This window comes from uncultured Dysosmobacter sp. (genome assembly GCF_947631635.1).
Classification (GTDB): Bacteria; Bacillota; Clostridia; order Oscillospirales; family Oscillospiraceae; genus Oscillibacter.
In genome coordinates this window covers 1-16,877 of sequence record NZ_CANRMB010000009.1, presented here as the reverse complement: position 1 = coordinate 16,877, position 16,877 = coordinate 1, and the positions used below count along the sequence as shown (strand labels likewise).

General features: G+C 57.7%; 18 protein-coding genes, 2 pseudogenes and 1 riboswitch. Of the genes and pseudogenes, 6 read left to right on the top strand and 14 right to left on the bottom strand.

The features are described 5' to 3' along the window. Positions 1-45 precede the first annotated feature (45 nt). Positions 46-708, top strand: a pseudogene (locus Q0Z71_RS17100) (DDE-type integrase/transposase/recombinase); the annotation flags it as partial. Positions 709-744: 36 nt separating this feature from the next. Beyond that, a pseudogene (locus tag Q0Z71_RS06430) lies at positions 745-1,097 on the top strand (manganese catalase family protein); the annotation flags it as partial. Between the two features lie 12 nt (positions 1,098-1,109). Here Q0Z71_RS06430 and Q0Z71_RS06425 read toward each other — a convergent pair. Further along, positions 1,110-3,971 carry an EAL domain-containing protein gene (locus Q0Z71_RS06425; protein WP_298019766.1) on the bottom strand — a complete coding sequence of 954 codons (2,862 nt, stop codon included), beginning with the start codon at positions 3,969-3,971 and terminating at the stop codon, positions 1,110-1,112. Between the two features lie 217 nt (positions 3,972-4,188). On the opposite strand from Q0Z71_RS06425, the gene Q0Z71_RS06420 reads away from it, so the two are divergent. Further along, on the top strand, positions 4,189-4,722 hold the full coding sequence (locus tag Q0Z71_RS06420; protein WP_298019764.1) for a DDE-type integrase/transposase/recombinase: 534 nt from the start codon (positions 4,189-4,191) through the stop codon (positions 4,720-4,722). A gap of 127 nt (positions 4,723-4,849) precedes the next feature. Here Q0Z71_RS06420 and Q0Z71_RS06415 read toward each other — a convergent pair whose 3' ends face one another. Next, positions 4,850-5,812 (bottom strand): SH3 domain-containing protein, encoded by a 963-nt coding sequence (locus Q0Z71_RS06415; protein ID WP_298019762.1) that lies wholly within the window; start codon positions 5,810-5,812, stop codon positions 4,850-4,852. Positions 5,813-6,001: 189 nt separating this feature from the next. Between Q0Z71_RS06415 and udk the strand changes: the two genes are divergently transcribed. Both udk and Q0Z71_RS06405 read left to right on the top strand, forming a co-directional pair. Then, positions 6,002-6,619 carry a uridine kinase gene (gene udk, locus Q0Z71_RS06410; protein ID WP_298019760.1) on the top strand — a complete coding sequence of 206 codons (618 nt, stop codon included), beginning with the start codon at positions 6,002-6,004 and terminating at the stop codon, positions 6,617-6,619. 7 nt (positions 6,620-6,626) lie between these two features. Beyond that, complete coding sequence (locus tag Q0Z71_RS06405; RefSeq protein ID WP_298019758.1) at positions 6,627-7,442, top strand: hypothetical protein; 816 nt, start codon at positions 6,627-6,629, stop codon at positions 7,440-7,442. A gap of 45 nt (positions 7,443-7,487) precedes the next feature. Here the strand turns inward: Q0Z71_RS06405 and Q0Z71_RS06400 are convergent, their stop codons facing one another. From Q0Z71_RS06400 to Q0Z71_RS06350, 11 genes are all read right to left on the bottom strand, one after another. Further along, on the bottom strand, positions 7,488-7,973 hold the full coding sequence (locus tag Q0Z71_RS06400; protein WP_298019756.1) for a prolyl-tRNA synthetase associated domain-containing protein: 486 nt from the start codon (positions 7,971-7,973) through the stop codon (positions 7,488-7,490). 3 nt (positions 7,974-7,976) lie between these two features. Next, complete coding sequence (locus Q0Z71_RS06395; protein ID WP_298019958.1) at positions 7,977-8,591, bottom strand: chromate transporter; 615 nt, start codon at positions 8,589-8,591, stop codon at positions 7,977-7,979. Beyond that, the gene (locus Q0Z71_RS06390) at positions 8,591-9,133 is read right to left on the bottom strand and encodes a chromate transporter (RefSeq protein WP_298019754.1); all 543 of its coding nucleotides are present in this window, start codon (positions 9,131-9,133) and stop codon (positions 8,591-8,593) included. The genes Q0Z71_RS06395 and Q0Z71_RS06390 overlap by 1 nt, the downstream gene beginning before the upstream one ends. 19 nt (positions 9,134-9,152) lie before the next feature. After that, positions 9,153-10,154 (bottom strand): biotin--[acetyl-CoA-carboxylase] ligase, encoded by a 1,002-nt coding sequence (locus Q0Z71_RS06385; RefSeq protein WP_298019752.1) that lies wholly within the window; start codon positions 10,152-10,154, stop codon positions 9,153-9,155. Between the two features lie 103 nt (positions 10,155-10,257). Beyond that, positions 10,258-11,994: a Na+/H+ antiporter NhaC family protein gene (locus Q0Z71_RS06380; RefSeq protein ID WP_298019750.1), complete on the bottom strand. Its 1,737-nt coding sequence runs from the start codon at positions 11,992-11,994 to the stop codon at positions 10,258-10,260. Positions 11,995-12,067: 73 nt separating this feature from the next. Continuing rightward, positions 12,068-12,243: riboswitch (Lysine riboswitch) on the bottom strand. A 133-nt stretch (positions 12,244-12,376) separates the two neighbouring features. Next, positions 12,377-13,756 (bottom strand): uracil-xanthine permease family protein, encoded by a 1,380-nt coding sequence (locus tag Q0Z71_RS06375; RefSeq protein WP_298019748.1) that lies wholly within the window; start codon positions 13,754-13,756, stop codon positions 12,377-12,379. Positions 13,757-14,020: 264 nt separating this feature from the next. Next, the gene (locus Q0Z71_RS06370; protein ID WP_298019746.1) at positions 14,021-14,449 is read right to left on the bottom strand and encodes a DUF523 domain-containing protein; all 429 of its coding nucleotides are present in this window, start codon (positions 14,447-14,449) and stop codon (positions 14,021-14,023) included. Beyond that, complete coding sequence (locus Q0Z71_RS06365) at positions 14,446-14,829, bottom strand: DUF3783 domain-containing protein (protein WP_298019744.1); 384 nt, start codon at positions 14,827-14,829, stop codon at positions 14,446-14,448. Before Q0Z71_RS06365 ends, Q0Z71_RS06370 begins: the two co-directional genes overlap by 4 nt. Before the next feature lie 14 nt (positions 14,830-14,843). Then, entirely contained in the window at positions 14,844-14,993 is a 150-nt protein-coding gene (locus tag Q0Z71_RS06360) for a hypothetical protein (protein ID WP_298019742.1), read from the bottom strand. Further along, positions 14,990-15,181, bottom strand: coding sequence for a hypothetical protein (locus Q0Z71_RS06355; RefSeq protein WP_298019740.1), 192 nt, complete (start codon positions 15,179-15,181; stop codon positions 14,990-14,992). The genes Q0Z71_RS06360 and Q0Z71_RS06355 overlap by 4 nt, the downstream gene beginning before the upstream one ends. Further along, positions 15,178-15,645: an 8-oxo-dGTP diphosphatase gene (locus Q0Z71_RS06350; protein WP_298019738.1), complete on the bottom strand. Its 468-nt coding sequence runs from the start codon at positions 15,643-15,645 to the stop codon at positions 15,178-15,180. The genes Q0Z71_RS06355 and Q0Z71_RS06350 overlap by 4 nt, the downstream gene beginning before the upstream one ends. Positions 15,646-15,702: 57 nt before the next feature. On the opposite strand from Q0Z71_RS06350, the gene Q0Z71_RS06345 reads away from it, so the two are divergent. Continuing rightward, positions 15,703-16,320 carry a hypothetical protein gene (locus Q0Z71_RS06345; protein WP_298019736.1) on the top strand — a complete coding sequence of 206 codons (618 nt, stop codon included), beginning with the start codon at positions 15,703-15,705 and terminating at the stop codon, positions 16,318-16,320. 181 nt (positions 16,321-16,501) lie between these two features. Here Q0Z71_RS06345 and Q0Z71_RS06340 read toward each other — a convergent pair whose 3' ends face one another. Further along, positions 16,502-16,783: a cation-translocating P-type ATPase C-terminal domain-containing protein gene (locus Q0Z71_RS06340; protein WP_298019734.1), complete on the bottom strand. Its 282-nt coding sequence runs from the start codon at positions 16,781-16,783 to the stop codon at positions 16,502-16,504. Positions 16,784-16,877: the final 94 nt, after the last annotated feature.

The following is a 16,877-nucleotide window of genomic DNA, read 5'->3' as shown; positions in this document are numbered from 1 at the left end:
TTGAGTTACCATACACCAACTTGACGAGAGGAGGTCATATCCTTCATGAGCAAAAGTATAACACAGGACATGGCATATAAGCAATCCCTGATGAAGTATACAGAAAAATACGGCGTCAGCCGCACCAGCCGGAAGTACAACAAAAGCCGATCCTACATCTACTTCTGGAAGAAACGCTGGGACGGAAGTGTGGAGTCCCTGGCCTGCCACTCCCGGCGGCCTCACAGTCATCCCAACCAGCACACAGAAGCGGAACTGAAGCTGATCCGGGATATGCGCCGCAGAAATCCAACACTGGGTATGAACGAACTCTGGCATCGTCTGCGGCTGCGAGGCTATACCCGCCGTCCGGAGAGCCTGTTCCGCGTTATGCGGAAGCTGGGTATGTTCTCGCAGGAAAAGGAGAAAAAGGCATACATCCCCAAGCCCTACCAGCAGATGACCTATCCCGGCCAGCGGGTCCAGGTAGACGTGAAGGTAGTCCCACGACGCTGCATTACCGACCCAGAGCTATGGCTTTTCCAGTATACCGCCATTGACGAATTTACCCGTCTGCGTTTCCTGGCGGCCTATCCGGAGCAGTCCACCTACTCCTCCGCCGATTTCCTGAAAAAGCTGGTGAAATGGTATAACAGAAAGGGCATCCGGGTGGAATGCGTCCAGACGGACAATGGTTTTGAATTCACCAACCGGTTTTCCAATAGCAGGAAAGACTTGCCCACTCTATTTGAGAGGACCGCCGCTGATCTGGGAATCCGGCAGAGCTGGGCCATCTGGAGATGGTGGGAACCATCGTCCACTAGCTGACCCGAAATCTCACGGAGGAGCAGATCCGCACCGCCGGATTCGACACCTACTTTGTGGACCACACCACCGGCGTGTATCCCCAGTTCGCCTCCGGCTACCCCTGGTCCGCCTCCACCATGCAGGTCACCGGCGACGTCATCGCCGACCTGACGGAGGACCTAGCGGCGGAGCAGAAGGCCCGCCTCACCTACGACAACATCCTGCGCCTGTCCGACGACCCGGACGTGAACGACGCCATCCGGTTCCTGGGGGCCCGGGAGACCGTCCATTTCCAGCGCTTCGGCGAAGCAAACCGGGAAGTATCAAGCAAATTTATATCCATTTTTCTGCTTTTTGGTATTTTCACAGCAGAACTTCAGAAAATTGCTGATTTCAACAGGCCTGCTGGCATAATAGCCCTGATAGCAGTCGCCTCCAAGGGAAGCAATCAGGTCGTACTGTGCTTTCGTTTCTATGCCTTCTACACAGGTGCAGGTGCCGCTTTTTTTGGCGGTGATAAGAACACCTTCCATCATATGAAGGTAATTCTTATCCGTAAATATCTTTGATACGAAAAGGCGGTCTATCTTTATCTCATCGACAGGAAGCTGCAGCGGCAATATCAGGGAGGACGAGCCTGTTCCATAATCATCAATGGCGATATCTATGCCAAGGGAGTGGAAGAATTCCAACTCCCCTGCCAGATAGCTGATGTCAAGCCTGTGACAACGCTCCGTAAGCTCCAGACACAGATTTTGGGGCGGACAACCCGTCTCCTCCAGGATATTTATGATGTCATCGCGGAAACCCCTGTAATTCAGCTGAGTATCGGCAACGTTCACATTGAGCTTAAAATTCGGGTCGGCCTGCCACAGCGGGCGGGTTTCCTCAATAGCCTGACGCAGAATCCAGCTGCCCACCTTTATGAAAGACGGATCGTTTTCCAGCCAGAAGATAAAACGGTCAGGAGACACCACGCCATAAGGCTCCTTTTTCCACCGCAGCAGCGCTTCCGCGCCGGTCACCTTGCCTGTGGCGAAAGAGATGATCGGCTGATAACACAGGTAGAAATTCTCACAGTTCTCTACGGCGCTGCGGTGGATTTCCCGATGGATCTGCATATTTTCCACGTTAATGATCTGGCCGATAGCCTCGTGAAATACCAGCTCGCCGCGATAAGCCTTCAGCGACTGCTCCATAGCATAGGTAAGACTGCTGCGCACGATATACTCGCTGTATGAATGGCAGCCGTCCAGCAGCACCGCGCCGCCGCAGAGCCGCAAAGGAATCTGTATATTGCTGATTTTGATATTTTTTTCTGCGATTGTCTGCACATGGCGGAAGATACTTCGGGCTTCGTCCTCGCCTGTATGATGCAGATACAGGATAAATTTTGCTCCTTCCATGCGGAATACCTGTCCATTGCCCTCGACAAGTTCCAAAAGCTCCATTCCGAAAAGCCGGAGCACCTTGTTTCCGCCCTCCTGACCATACATCATGTTGATATGATGGAAATTCTCAATGCCGATGCTGAGCAGGCAGGCGCAGGTGCTCTCCTGAAGGAGGCTATAGATGCTCTTGGAAAATTTTGCATCGGTATGAAGATTGGTGACAGGATCCACATCGACCTCAACACCGTGATTGATGATGGTTCCGGCAAATAAATCCGGTGTGTTTTCGTCTCCCTTCAGTACCACGCCGCGGCAGGTGCATACCACATACTCGCCCAGATAGTTTTTGACCCTGTACTCCAGATCGTGGAACATGGCTTTCCCTGAAAAGACAGCTTCAATACTTTCATGATATGCCTTACGATCCTGTGGGTGTATGTAGGTTTCCCATATCTGCTGCGCGTTGAACATGTACTCGCCCGGCAGGTTAAAATAACGCACTGCTGCCGGAGACCACCGGGATACGCCCGTGTGCATGTTGCAGAGGAAAATATAGCTGCTTTCAGAAGTAGCGGAAAATGCGCTAAAGGCTCTGGTTGTCAGCCCGCTGGTATCAAGCTTTGAAGGAAGCTCCGCGCTGTCCGCATCCGATGCCTGCATCGAAGGCATGTCTTTTTTCTCGGATTCAGGATGATAAACAGGACCATACTTGATTTTGTTTCGGTCTTTGTCGCGGTACATGATTGAATCTGCTCTCTCCACCGCTTCATCCACAGTCTCGCTGGCAGCCTTCCACTTGGCATATCCAAAGGAAATATAAGGAAAACGCCTGTCGCCCTCACGGCACTTTTCCATTTCGGCAACAAAGTCCTTATTCAACTGTTCTATGGGGCATTCCGCGGAATCAAGAATTACACAGAACTCATCGCCTCCGGTTCTGTAACACTTTCCGTATCGTCCGTAGATGTTCCGAATGATACCGCCGATCGTCTGAAGGCAGGAATCCCCGTAGATATGGCCGTATTTATCATTGACCGATTTGAAAAAATCAATATCGAACAGCTGAATAACCGCGGATTCATGGAGCCTGGTCAGCTTGCCATTGTAGCTGGCGCGGTTGAGCAGCGAGGTCGTTTCGTCCATACGCTGCATCATGCCGCAATAGAATATGTAAAACAGCGTTACTACGGTGGCAACCGTAAGCCATGCCACCTTTACACTCTTGTCATACTGATTAACGGCGACGCCAAAGAGCAGCAGAGCCAGCATCAAAGGCAACATAATTTTATTTCTGTTCTGATACTTGCGGCATACACGATAACCACTGTGCAGCACATAAATTGCAGCGCCCAGATAAGTCAAAAGATAAATCCAATAAAAGGGACCGTGGCAGAAAACATCATCCTCGCTTACATAGACGATAAATCCGGTGGTAAAGGCAGATAAAACCTCAAGACCTGTGTGAACGGCCAAAACAGCGTAAGACCATTTGGATATCCAGGATTTGTCAGAAGAAGGCTGATTCAATATTTCCGCGCACATCAGCGGGACAAAAGGCGTAAGGGAAAGCTCCAGAATCTTGGTCCCGAAGTGCAGCCATCGAAACTGCCGATCATGCAGGGTGAACGCACTGCCGAGCCATTCCGCGGAGATGGACACGATGATGCTGAAAAAGAGAACCAGAAACATTCTGCGTTTATTCCGCGGAAGTAAATCGTTGGCATTCGCCATAATCATGAGATATATCATTAAAAGAATAACTTCCAGAACGATTACACTGTAAAAAATCGACATGGGGGGTATTGTCCTCCTTGTTTTGCGTTCCGAGAAATTATAGCACCTGTTCGTGCAAAATGCAATATTATGTGTTAAAATTTTGCTTAATGAATGTGTAGGATTACAATAGATATTGGACAGATGAATAAAAAGGATGAAGGATAGAGCCTCATCGGTTAAAGTTGAGTTACCACACACCAACTTGACGAGTGGAGGCCATATCCTTCATGAGCAAATGACCTATCCCGGCCAGCGGATTCAGGTGGATGTGAAAGTCGTCCCTCGACGCTGCATTGCTGACCCAGAACTGCGGCTTTTCCAATATACTGCCATTGACGAATTTACCCGGCTGCGCTTCCTGGCGTCCTATCCAGAACAGTCCACCTATTCCTCCGCCGATTTCCTGAAAAAGCTGGTGAAATGGTACGCAAGAAGGGGCATCCGGGTGGAATGCGTCCAGACGGACAATGGTTTTGAATTCACCAACCGGTTTTCCAACAGCAGGAAGGACTTGCCCACTCTATTTGAGAGGACCGCCGCTGATCTGGGGATCTGCCACAAGCTGATCCGTCCCTATACGCCCCGGCACAACGGTAAAGTGGAGCGCAGCCACCGGGAGGACCAGAAACGCTTCTATTCCTGCCATTCCTTCTTCTCCCTGGAAGACTTTGCAAAGCAGCTTGCCGTTTATAACCGCCGCTCCAACAACTTCCCTATGAGGCCTCTCCGTTGGCTTTCTCCCCTTGACTTTGCTGTCCAATATGTTTGACAATCCTACAATCTCACGCTTTTGCGCTTCACATTGCCAAGCTTTTCCCATCGCTTTTCTCCGGCCTCCCGCATGTCGAAGGTGCAAAAAATATCCCCGGATGATGGTCCATCCGGGGATATTGCGGTCATTGATTCTGTAAGAACTCGCCCTTCATATAGCCAGGCGTCGCTGCGCCCCCCACGTCGGAGAAGGTGATCTTGTACCAGCCGTCTCCCGCGCTCTCCACGATCTGGATGTCCGCGCCGTTGGGGACGGAGGCCAGGATATCATAGTTGGTGCCTGGGCCGGAGCGCACCCGCACGCCGTTGCCGCCGTTGACCACCGTCGCGGCCCCCGCCTTCAAGGTGCCGGAGGATGTGTTCGGGGCAGTGGTGGGAGTGGTGGACGGCGGGGCTGCGGTGCCGGAGACATTGCAGCGGACGATGCAGGTCCCCTTCTTGCTGCCGTCGGACACCACGATGTTCACCGTGCCCCTGGAAATGGCCGTGACCTTGCCGTTCTGGTCCACGGAGGCAACGCCCTCGTCCTCACTGGCCCAGGTATAGGTGCCGCTGCCGCCGCTGACCTGGATGGTATGGGTCTCTCCCGCGGTCTTCAGTGTGAAGTCCGTGGTGCTGAGCGTCAGGCCGCCCGGCAGCTTGGAGAGCTTCTCATAATCCGTTTGGGCCGCAGGCTGGGTGGTTGTGGGCTGGTCTTCTGTGTCAGAGGGCTCTGTGGTGTCATCCGGTCCCTCCGGCATCACGCCGTTGGGTTCCTCGTTGGGCTCCGTTTCGTCCGTCTGGTTCGGGACATCCGGCTTGACAGGTGTGATGTCCTCTGTCGGCGGCGTGTTCTCCTCCTGCCCGCCTTTCAGCTTCTGGGCCAGCTCGTCGCCGTACAGCAGGTATACCAGCAGCGCTGCCATGATCAGGATCAAAACGATCAGGGTGGGCGTGATCAGGCTGTACTGCCGCCCGTGGGATACGCGCCGGCCGCTCCGGCGGTTCTTCTCGCCCTCCATCAGGGCCGCTTCCTCTTCGCAAAAGGGACAGTCTTTATATGTATCGGAGTACTTCTCTCCGCAGACCGGACAGCGTTTCATCGCCATGACAGATCCTCCCGCATGTTATGAATTACAATTTACATAATATCGGCTTTTTCCACAGCCGTCAAGACCAGGCCGTCGAATTTTCAGGAAATTCACACTTTTCCTTGCTTTTATCCCGGTTCACTTTTATAATTGGGTGGAAAAGGCAAAATTGACCGCAGGACAGCGAGCATGGGAGGTTTCTGGGATATGAGCACCATTTTGATCGGCATCGCCGGCGGCACCGGCTCCGGCAAAACGACTCTGACGCGGCATTTGAAGGAGCATTTCGGCCCGGAGGTCACGGTTATCGGCCATGACAGCTATTACAAGCGGCAGGAGGGCAAGACCTACGAGGAGCGGGCCCAGGTGAACTACGACCACCCCAGCGCCTTTGACACGGACCTGCTGATCGAGCATCTGAAGGAGCTGAAGGCGGGCCGCGCCATCCAGTGCCCCGTGTACTCCTATTCGGACCACAACCGCACCGATGAGACGGTGGAGATCTTTCCCACCAAGGTCATCATCGTGGAGGGCATCCTGATCTTCCAGAACCCCACCCTGCGGGACATGTTCGACATCAAGATCTTTGTGGAGACCGACGCCGACGAGCGCATCCTCCGCCGCGCCCTGCGGGACGTGGAGGAGCGGGGCCGGACCCTCCAATCCGTGGTGACGCAGTACCTCACCACCGTCAAGCCCATGCATGAGCAGTATGTGGAGCCCTCCCGGAAGTACGCGGACATCGTGGTGCTGGAGGGCGGCCACAACCTGGTGGCCCTGGAGATGATCATGCAGCGCATCCAGACCCACATCGACGGGGAGTGAGGGCATCATGCGGATCAAGCCCGGCATGATGAAAAAGATCGTGCCTGTTCTGGAGCGGCACGGGTATCACCTGTATGGACAAAGCGGCGGCGTCTATGATTTTTGCACGGAATACGGGAGCCGCTTTATCCGCTTCGATACCCCGGTCGGCCACTCACGCCGGGGCGCGCGGCTGGGGGGAGATTTTACAATAAGTCGCCCGTTCGTCCATTTGGAGCTCTCCCATCTATCCGGCCTGTGCCGGTTCCAGCACGCGGACTATGCCACTCAGGCGGAGCTGGACGCCTACCTGGAAGAGATCGCCCTGGCGCTGGAGGAAAAGATTCTTCCCTATCTGGACGCATCTGTCATCGGACTGGCCTCCATCCGGGAGACCGACAAATGGGTGCTCTGCCATGCGCTGGCCCAGCACACAGAAGAGCGGGCCGCCGCCTGTGCCCGGGAGCGTCACATCCCCCTGGAGCCCACCCGGCAGGCCCAGGAAATGCTGGAGGCGGAACTCCTGACGCTCTGTCCCAGCGATCCCGCGCTGCGGGGCGCCGCCTTTCTGGAACAACAGGAGGACCTGCTGGACCTGACTGCGCTGGCGGGAGAATTGAAGCGCCTGGTCCTGCGCGAAATCCCCGGGCACGGAGACGCCCACTGGGACTGGCGTCCGCCACAGGATCAAGACCTTCCCGACTGGTATCCCCGCATCCCAACGTACCTGCTGATCAGCCGGGAGAGCGGCCGGAGCTATGATCCCCTGGCCTGGGTCCTCCGCTATTGGTTTTACGCCCAGGAGACCAATGACGCTCTTCCCCTTACGAACCCACGATATTAGTTTTTGCTGAAACACAGAAGAGACCGCCGTCCGGCGGTCTCTTTTTCATATCTCACACAGGATCACCGGCGTCCCATGGTCCTCCAGAAGCCTTTGAACAGCTTCCAGAGCCAGGAACACCGTGGCGGTATTCTCCATCGGGTGGACGCCCACGGTCCTGCCCGCAAGGTCCCGGTCCAGCACCACGGTGACGGTGCGGCTCTCGTCGTTCAGGGCCGCCAGCGGCGTCACGTGGCCCGGCTCCAGGTGCAGAAGGCGGCCCAGCTCCTGGGGGCTTGCAAAGCTCAGCGGACGGCTGGAAAGGCTGTGCCGCAGGGCCTTCAGATCCGCCGTCTTGTGCCCCGCCATGGAGACCAGATAGTAGTTTCGCCTCTTGTCATCCCGCAGGAAGAGGTTTTTCAGCACCCGGTCCTGTCCCGGCAGGCCCAGGGACTCCATCTCCTCCATGGTGTACACCGCCGGATGCTCCACTGCCTCGTACGGAATGCCCCGGCTGTCCAGCAGGGCATACAGCTCCTTCTTTGCCAGCACGGCTCACACTCCGGCAAAGCCAAAGGCCACGCCCACCACGGCGGAAATACCGATAAAGACGATGGGGTGCCAGTTTTTCACCGGCTTCACCCAGTTGGTCAGAACCAGCAGCACCGCCGCCAGAGCCAGCCCACGCCAGTTCAGCAGGGAGTCCCCCGCGATGCGGAAGGCATTCACGATGCCCTCCCCCGCCGCGGGCTTCACCGACTCTATGGAGGTCAGCACCTCCAGGACCACCGCCACACAGGCGGCTCCGATCAGGCCGGTGGAGGCGGGCCGCAGGCCGTAAAAGGCCTGGTTCACATACTTGTTGTCCCGGAATTTCTTCAGCATCATGGCCACGATCAAAATCACGATGATGGAGGGCGTCACCTCGCCGATGGTGGCAATAAATGCCCCGGGGATACCGCTCACGGTATAGCCCACATAGGTGGCCATGTTGATGCCGATGGGGCCGGGGGTGGACTCCGACACCGCCAGCATGTTCATCAGATCGCCGTAGGTGTACCAGCCGGTGGTCTCTCCGATATTTTTCAGAAAGGGCAGCGTCGCCATGCCGCCGCCGATGGCAAAGAGGCCGGTCTTGAAAAACTCCCAGAACAGTTTCAGATATACCATCATTTGCCCCGCACCTCCAGATTTTTCAAAACGATGCCGGCCAGGGCGGCGGTGATCACGAACCACACCGGCGAGATGCTCAAAAACACGCCGCCCGCCAGCACCAGCAGGAAGATGGCGGCGGTCCGCCGATCCACCACGGATTTTTTCAGCAGCTTCACCACGGCGTTGAAGATCAGTACGCAGACGCACACCTGAATGCCCGCGAAGGCGTTTTTCACCCAGGCCAGGTGGGAGAAATTGGTGATCAGTCCGGCCAGGATGGAGATGATGACCAGGGAGGGGAACACCACCCCCAGCGTCGCCACAATGCCGCCCAGCCAGCCCCGGTATTTCTGCCCGATGAAGGTGGCGGTGTTGACGGCAATGATGCCCGGCGTACACTGGCCGATGGCATAGTAGTCCATCAGCTCCTCCTCCGTGGCCCAGTGCTTGCTGTCCACCACCTCCCGCTGGAGGATGGGCAGCATCGCCATGCCGCCGCCAAAGGTCATGGCCCCCATTTTGGCAAAGGTCCAAAACAGCTCCCAAAGTTCTTTCAAAGCACTCACTCCCATCTGCTTATTCCACGTATCCATAGAGGCCCCGGACAGAGACCTCGCCTGAGCGGACCGTCTCTTCCGCGCCGTCCGGATGGCGCACGATCAGGCCGAACTCCCCGTCAATGCCGATGGCGTCCACGGTCTTTCGCCCAGCCGGACCGATGATCTGCACGGTCTTTCCCAGATTCACACAGTCCCGCCGGTAGGCGGCAAGGTATCCCGACAGGTCCCCGGCCTTCAGCGCGGCGTACAGCCTGTCCAGCTCTTCGATCAGGGCCGCCGCCAGGGCGGGGCGGGACACCGGGCATCCCAGCTCCATGGCGAGGGAGGTCGCCATTTCAGCCACCTCCGGCGGGAAGTCCGCCGGGGTCTGCAAAACATTGACGCCGATGCCCAGCACCAGATTCTGCACCCGTCCCGTCTCCGCCTCCAGGGCCAGCTCCGTCAGGATGCCGCAGAGCTTCCGGTTTCCCAGCACCGGGTCGTTGGGCCACTTCAGGCCCGGCCGGATGCTGCAGACCCGCTCCACTGCCCGGCACACCGCCACGCCCGCCAGAGCCGTCACCGGCGCCAGCCGCTCCGGCGGCAGATCCGGCCGGAGCAGGGCCGTGAGATAGATCCCCTTGTCCTTGGGGGACTGGAAGGAGCGGTCCATGCGCCCCCGCCCCGCCGTCTGGCAGTTGGCCACCACCACGGTGCCGTCCGGCGCGCCGGACAGGGCGATCTGCTTGGCATAGGTGTTGGTGGAGTCCAGTTCGTCAAAGCAGCGCAGCGCTCCGCCCACAACGGCGGTCTCCCCCAGAAAGTTCCGGATCTCCGGCTCTGTCAGAGCGTCCGGCGCGGCGGTCAGGCGGTATCCCAGACCCGTCCGCGCCTCGATGCCGTAGCCGTCCCGCCGCAGGGCGTCCACCGCCTTCCAAATGGCGGTGCGGCTCAGCCCCAGCTGCCGGCTCAGCTCCTCCCCGGAGAGGAACCGGCCCTCCCTGGCCCGCAGCAGTTTCAAAACAGTCTCACGGCTCATATGTCCTTCCTCCCTTACTGCAATCGTCAAACAGTGTATCACGTTTCACTGGAAAAGTAAACCGCCCGGCCAGACTGGCCGGGCAGCTTGTTCCGTCTATCGATCAGGCCCGCTTGCCGACGGTCTGCTTGATGACCGCCAGGGCGGCCAGCATCAAAACGACGCCGATGGGCAGGCCCAGGATGCCGGGAGCACCGAAGTGCACCAGCGCGCCGGAGATCAGATAGGTGACGCCGGAGATCACCGCACAGGTGATGGCGTAGGGCAGCTGGGTGGACACATGGTTCACATGGTCGCACTGGGCGCCCGCGGAGGCCATGATGGTGGTGTCGGAGATGGGGGAGCAGTGGTCGCCGCACACGGCGCCGGCCATGCAGGCGGAGATGCAGACGATGGCCATGGGGTTATCCATGGAGAACACGTTCTGCACGATGGGGATCAGGATACCGAAGGTGCCCCAGCTGGTGCCGGTGGCAAAGGCCAGCAGGCAGCCGATGGCAAACACGATGACCGGCAGCAGCACCTGCACGCCGCCGGCGGTGGTGCGGACAAAGTCCCGGACAAAGTACTTGGCGCCCAGGGAATCGGTCATGCCCTTCAGGCTCCAGGCGAAGGTCAGGATCAGAATGGCGGGCACCATGGCCTTGAAGCCCTCGGGGATGCAGCCCATCATCTCCTTGAAGGACATGGAGCGGCGGATCAGGAAGTAGATAAAGGCGAACACCAGGGCAAAGGCGGAGCCCAGCATCAGGCCAACGGAGGCGTCGGAATTGGAGAAGGCGGTGATGAAGTCCTCGCCGGAGAAGAACCCGCCGGAGTAGATCATGCCGATGACGCAGAACACCACCAGCACCACCACGGGCAGGACCAGGTCCAGCACGGAGCCCTTGCTCTCGTCCACTTCCTCCTCGGCGGAGGCATAGGGATTGGAGCCGGAGAACAGGTCGCCCTTCTCCATAGCGTTCTTCTCAAACCTGGCCATGGGGCCGTACTCGACCTTCATCAGCACCATGCCCACCATCATCACGATGGTCAGCAGGGCGTAGTAGTTATAGGGGATGGCCCGCAGGAACAGGTTGAAGCCCTGTCCGTCCTCAGCGAAGGCCGCCACGGCGGCCGCCCAGGAGCTGATGGGGGCGATGATGCAGATGGGGGCGGCGGTGGCGTCGATGATGTAGGCCAGCTTTGCCCGGGAGATGTTGTGCTTGTCGGAGATGGGCCGCATGACGCTGCCCACGGTGAGGCAGTTGAAATAGTCGTCGATGAAGATCAGCACGCCCAGCAGGATGGAGGCCAGCTGCGCGCCCACCCGGCTCTTGATGTGGACCTTGGCCCAGCGGCCGAAGGCGGCTGAGCCGCCGGCCTTGTTCATCAGGCAGACCATGGTGCCCAGGATCACCAGGAAGATCAGGATGCCCATGTTGTAGCTGTCCGTGACGGAGGCCACGATGCCGTCGTTGAACACATGGAGGATGGTGCCCTCAAAGGCGAAATTGGAATACAGCAGTCCGCCCACCAAAATACCGATGAACAGGGAGCTGTACACCTCCTTGGTGATCAGCGCCAGGGCAATGGCGATGATGGGAGGCAGCAGGGACCAGGCGGTGTTGAAAAAACCGCTGGGAGACTCCACATAGCCGGTGCCGCCGCAGCTCTCGCAGGGAACGGCCTCGGCGTCATCCGAGAGGACCACGCCCACCGCGCCGCAGTCAGGGCACTCGATCATCTTGGTGCCGGTCTCCTCCGTGGGGTCTGCGGCAAACGCCGTGACGGTCATGGCGCCGCAGAGGACCAGCAGGACTGCCAGCAGGGGCAGCAGCCGTCGCTTCAGATTTCTCATAGTTTCTCTCTCCTAAACAAAAATGAAGTCATGACAGCGGTCATGACTTCATACCCTTGCTCCCCATGTATGAATCCACGACAGCGCTCCGTCCCTTTCGAGACGACAGTCCGTGGGATGTTCTCCCACGGCCCGGCTCCGGTCCCCACAGGCGGAGAGCCAAAACCTCGGCAAATGCCCCTTTCCGCCTTCCCCGGACCTGTCCGTATGGGAGGGACTACTCTTGACATCCGCGCCTCTATCATGCTTGGCCTATTCATTATATAAGAGTTTCCAGAAAAGTCAACTGAAATTTCTTTATTTTTGCGGTTTTCTACAAAATTTTCCGTCCCACAAAAAAAGAGCGCCGCAGAAGCGGCGCTCTTGCAGGGAGGACATGTGCTCAATACCGGCCCAGGGAGGCGGCGGTGTCCGCGTTGGCGGACTTGCCGAAGTGGAAGTCGTTGCCGGGCAGGATGGCGTTGAGGACGATGCCGGCGATAGCGGCGATGGCCAGAGAGGTCAGGGTGATGGAGGCGCCGCCCACCTGGAAGGTCAGGCCGCCGGTGAAGCCCAGGCCGCACACCAGAATGACGGCGGCGATGATGAGGTTCCGGCTGTTGGTGAAGTCCACCTGGTTCTCCACCACGTTCCGTACGCCGATGGCGGAGATCATGCCGTACAGGATGAAGCTGACGCCGCCGATGATGGCCGCGGGGATGGTATTGACGATATAGGCAAAGGCGGGACTGAAGGACAGGATAAAGGCGTAGACCGCGGCCAGGCGGATGACCCGGGGGTCATGGACCCGGGAGAGGACCAATACGCCGGTGTTCTCGCCGTAAGTGGTGTTGGCGGGGCCGCCGAACAATCCCGCCAAAGCGGTGGCAATCCCGTCGCCCATCAGGGTCCGGTGCAGGCCGGGGTCCTCGATGAAGTTCTCGCCCACGGTGGCGGAGATGGCGGACATATCGCCGATGTGCTCCATCATGGAGGCAATGGCGATGGGGGCCATCACCAGGATGGCGGAGATATCAAACTTGGCAACACTGCCGGAGAAGTCCGTGAAGAAGGGCTGAAGGCCGAGAACCGGATTGGCGCCTGCGAACAGGGTGGTATCCGCCAGGCCGGAAAAGTCCACCATACCGGCGGCCAGCGCCACAATGTAGGGAATCACCACGCCCAGCAGGATGGGGATGATCTTAATCATGCCCTTGCCCCAGATGTTGGCTACCACGATGACTGCGATGGACACCAGGGCCAGCCACCAGCAGGTGGAGGCATTGTTGACAGCGGAGGGGGCCAGGTTCAGGCCGATGAGGATGATGATGGGGCCGGTGACCACGGGAGGCAGGAAGTGCATCACCCGGTGGACGCCCACGGCCTTAATGATGGCGGCCAGCACCACATACAAAAGGCCCGCCACCACGATGCCGCCGCAGGCGTATTGGAGCTTTTCAGCGGGCTCCATGGCGGCGTAGATGCCGCTGTCCATGGCGCCCATAGCGGCAAAGCCGCCCAGGAAGGCAAAGGAGGACCCCAGGAACGCGGGGACCTTCATCTTGGTGCAGACGTGGAAGAACAGGGTGCCGATGCCGGCGAAGAACAGGGTGGTCTGGATGGACAGGGGCAGGCCGTAGGTATTCACCAGAATAGGCACCAGCACAGTGGCGCCGAACATGGCAAACATGTGCTGCAGGCCCAGGACCAGCATCTTGGGCACGCCCAGGCTCCGGGCGTCCCGGATGGGTTCCTGCCCAATGGGGGAAGCTTTTTCTTTCATGTGTTTTCTCCTCTCATTTTTTCTGACACAGGCAAAAAAAATACCGGCACCCTGGCCGGTTCAAAAATGGAAACGAAAATAAGAAAAAGAAGAGACCTCCGCCGTTCCCGCGTTCTTCGCCAATCCCAGCATCAAGATCTCCCCTTTCGCTATTTTGATTTATTATACAAAACCAGTCGCCCCATTGCAAGCATGAGTTTTCATGACACATGGATAAAAAATCGGGCGGAAACTGTCAAAAATGACGGCGAACGCTGTCCGCCGTCATCTCAGGAGCGCTTCCATCTGGGACTCCCCATAGACCGGGATGCCATTTGCGGTCAGCAGCTCCGCCGTCACGCCGTCTCCTGCCGTCAGTGTTCCGGAGAAGGTGCCGTCGTAGATCTGTCCATGGCCGCAGGAGGGGCTGCGCTCCTTCAGCACCGCCGCCTCGCAGCCAAGAAGTTTACATAATCTCAGCGTCTCCTCCGCTCCCCGGCGGTACTGGGCCGTCACGTCGCCCGCCCCTGTCACCACCCGGTCTCCCCGCCGCTCGGCGGGCGGACGGGGTGTTGCCAGGCCGCCCAGCTGCTCCGAACAGACGGGCACCAGCGTGTGCCGCGCCGCCAATTCCGGCAGCAGCGGATGTGCTTTGGACGCGCCGTCATACCGGCAGCAGACCCCCAGAAGGCAGGCCGAAACCAACAGTCTCATCTCCCCCGTCCCCCCTGGAGCGCCTGGTGTTCCCGAAGCAGCTCCGTATAGAGCGTCAAGGCGTTCCAATTGCGGTTGTGGGGCGTCAGCACCGCTTTCAGGCAGTCCGGCCCCGCCCCCGCTTTGGACAGGACCGGCAGCAGCGCATCCAGCTGGGGCTCCAGATCACACAGGACGATCATCCGTCCCCCCAAAGTCCCGCCGGCATAGGGCTGGATCGGACCGGACCTGGTATCCAGTCCCGCCAGGGCCGCCAGAGGCTTGTTGTAATCCGTCCGGGCCACCGGCACCAATTCCACCTCAAAGGGCGCCACGGCGCTCTCCAGCGCCAGAATCTGCAAGAGGGAATCAAACCCGAACAGCAGCAGTTTTCCGCTCATCAAAATGCCTCCTTTTATGCCAAGACCTTTTCATACGCCCAGATGTCCATTGCCTGTCCGGCCCGCAGAAAGGCTCCGGCCCGGACAGCGGTCCGCCGGAAGCCCAGTTTCTCCAGAATGCGAATACTGGCGGCGTTCTCCGCCGACAGGGGCCGCAGCGTCACCGCCTCACCGTTCCCCTGCTTCCTTTGGCGGTGCCTGCCATGTACCCCCCTGCAAACACCGCCACTCCAGCCCCGATCAGCTCCGGCGGCGCCTCCTCCGCCAGCGCGGGCAGGATAAATACGAAACAGCAGAGCAGGGCGAGGATCGCCGTGCCCATGATATTTCCGCGGGTCAGATGCGTTTTCATAGCAGCCGTCTCCCGTCCAGCACCGCCAGCACCAGCTTCTCCCCCTCATACCGCAGCTTCAGGGAGAAAAACGGTGTGTCGGTGTCCAAAAGCCGGAGGAAGATCTTGTCCCCCTCCCACAGGGGCAGGGACAGCAGGTCCGCTTTTTTGATCCAGGCCAGCTCCCCCTCGCCGCACTCGATGGGCGTGCCCGTCCAGCTCGCAGCGGTGAAGAGGTGCATGTACTCCGTGGGGTATTGGTCGGAGACAAACGTCACCAGGCCCCGGTAGCGGTAGTCCGTCAGCGTCAGGCCCGTCTCCTCCCGGGTCTCCCGCAGGATGCAGTCCTCGGGGCTCTCCCCCTCCTCAAACTTGCCGCCTACGCCGATCCACTTGTCGTGGTTCATGTCATGCGCTTTTTTCACCCGGTGGAGCATCAAATATTCGTCTCCCCGCTCCAGGTAGCACAGGGTGGAGTTTATCATGGGGCATCTCTCCTTTTTTTTATTATACCTGTATTCGTCCAAAAAGAAAAGCCCCTTGTGGCGGGTTCCCTTTTACCTTATGTGTTGCTGGAAAATGGCTTTGGCGATTTCACCAACTACAGTTTGAAATTCAAAATTGACCGTGGTATAATGGAAACGACAAATCATAATTGGAAATGGAGTCGGGGGCGAGCTTCTATGAAAAACAAAAAGGCTAGTATAGCAATCAAAACTATTTGCGGTATAATTGCGGCTTTTATGCTCGTAGTAATACTTGATTTGAAATGCAATATTATAAAACGACAAATAGACCAAACCGTCCCTGTGGAAATATACAATAGAGATGGTGTAAAAACGGGTGATACCACGATTACAATCAATGGAACATATTATCCGCATTTATTTAAGAGAGATGTCTATTTTGGCGAATTTTCACTACCAGAACTGCCTGAAACGAAGAAAGCAGGAACAAATGCGGAGATTCAATGGATAAAAAGGCGCGGCTATAGAGAGGAGCCAAGGATTATTTATTACGGAGATACGGTATATGAAAATTTGGGTTCTACATTTATAGACATTAACAGAGAAATGGATGAAATAGTATGGTGGACGGTTGAGGGAACGCTTGCGACTTCCTATGAAGCATACAGTAATTCTATCCATTTCAAAAAATAAATCAATTCCTGTTTGTAAGGCCGTTATCCATTGTGGATAACGGCCCATTTGGCTATTTTGACAGGAAATTCAAAAAAAATAAAGCAATAGCAACACCAAAGGTAAAAGGGAGGTGGCGGGTGCCCTTGCGGGAAATGGAAAAACATGCAAAGGGCCGTCCCGCTGGGACGGCCCTTTTGCCTTAGTCTCTCACCCGCACCGCTTTCAGCGCCTGAATAACTGCCATGGAGCCAAAGGACAGCCCCACAACAGCCCCCAGCAGGTCCGCGGGCAGCGCCGTCACCTGGAACAGCGGCGCCAGGGCCGGGACCAGCAGCACCGCCGCCAGCAGGCACGCTCCGGCGGCAAAGGCCCCCAGCAGCCAGCGGTTGTTCCAGAACCGCTTTGTCAGCAGCACGGGCCGCTGGGACTTACAGCTGAACCCGTGGAACAGCCGGGAAAGGCACAGCGTGGCAAAAGCCATGGTGCTGCCCGCCGCCGGGTGCCGTCAAGAGTTATGCGCAAAATAGTTTGCAGACTCTGGCTGAATGAAGTCAGCCGGCAATAGAGACGTCTTC

Bases quoted from the DNA above. Each gene is read 5' to 3' on its own strand.
- Q0Z71_RS06365 (WP_298019744.1), bottom strand. From the start codon at position 14,829: ATGAGCGGAAAACTGCTGCTGTTCGGGTTTGATTCCCTCTTGCAGATT.
- udk (WP_298019760.1), top strand. From the start codon at position 6,002: ATGAGCACCATTTTGATCGGCATCGCCGGCGGCACCGGCTCCGGCAAA.
- Q0Z71_RS06395 (WP_298019958.1), bottom strand. From the start codon at position 8,591: ATGGTATATCTGAAACTGTTCTGGGAGTTTTTCAAGACCGGCCTCTTT.
- Q0Z71_RS06380 (WP_298019750.1), bottom strand. From the start codon at position 11,994: ATGAGAAATCTGAAGCGACGGCTGCTGCCCCTGCTGGCAGTCCTGCTG.
- Q0Z71_RS06385 (WP_298019752.1), bottom strand. From the start codon at position 10,154: ATGAGCCGTGAGACTGTTTTGAAACTGCTGCGGGCCAGGGAGGGCCGG.
- Q0Z71_RS06355 (WP_298019740.1), bottom strand. From the start codon at position 15,181: ATGAAAACGCATCTGACCCGCGGAAATATCATGGGCACGGCGATCCTC.
- Q0Z71_RS06340 (WP_298019734.1), bottom strand. From the start codon at position 16,783: ATGGCTTTTGCCACGCTGTGCCTTTCCCGGCTGTTCCACGGGTTCAGC.
- Q0Z71_RS06405 (WP_298019758.1), top strand. From the start codon at position 6,627: ATGCGGATCAAGCCCGGCATGATGAAAAAGATCGTGCCTGTTCTGGAG.
- Q0Z71_RS06420 (WP_298019764.1), top strand. From the start codon at position 4,189: ATGACCTATCCCGGCCAGCGGATTCAGGTGGATGTGAAAGTCGTCCCT.
- Q0Z71_RS06415 (WP_298019762.1), bottom strand. From the start codon at position 5,812: ATGGCGATGAAACGCTGTCCGGTCTGCGGAGAGAAGTACTCCGATACA.
- Q0Z71_RS06350 (WP_298019738.1), bottom strand. From the start codon at position 15,645: ATGATAAACTCCACCCTGTGCTACCTGGAGCGGGGAGACGAATATTTG.
- Q0Z71_RS06425 (WP_298019766.1), bottom strand. From the start codon at position 3,971: ATGTCGATTTTTTACAGTGTAATCGTTCTGGAAGTTATTCTTTTAATG.
- Q0Z71_RS06375 (WP_298019748.1), bottom strand. From the start codon at position 13,756: ATGAAAGAAAAAGCTTCCCCCATTGGGCAGGAACCCATCCGGGACGCC.
- Q0Z71_RS06370 (WP_298019746.1), bottom strand. From the start codon at position 14,449: ATGAGACTGTTGGTTTCGGCCTGCCTTCTGGGGGTCTGCTGCCGGTAT.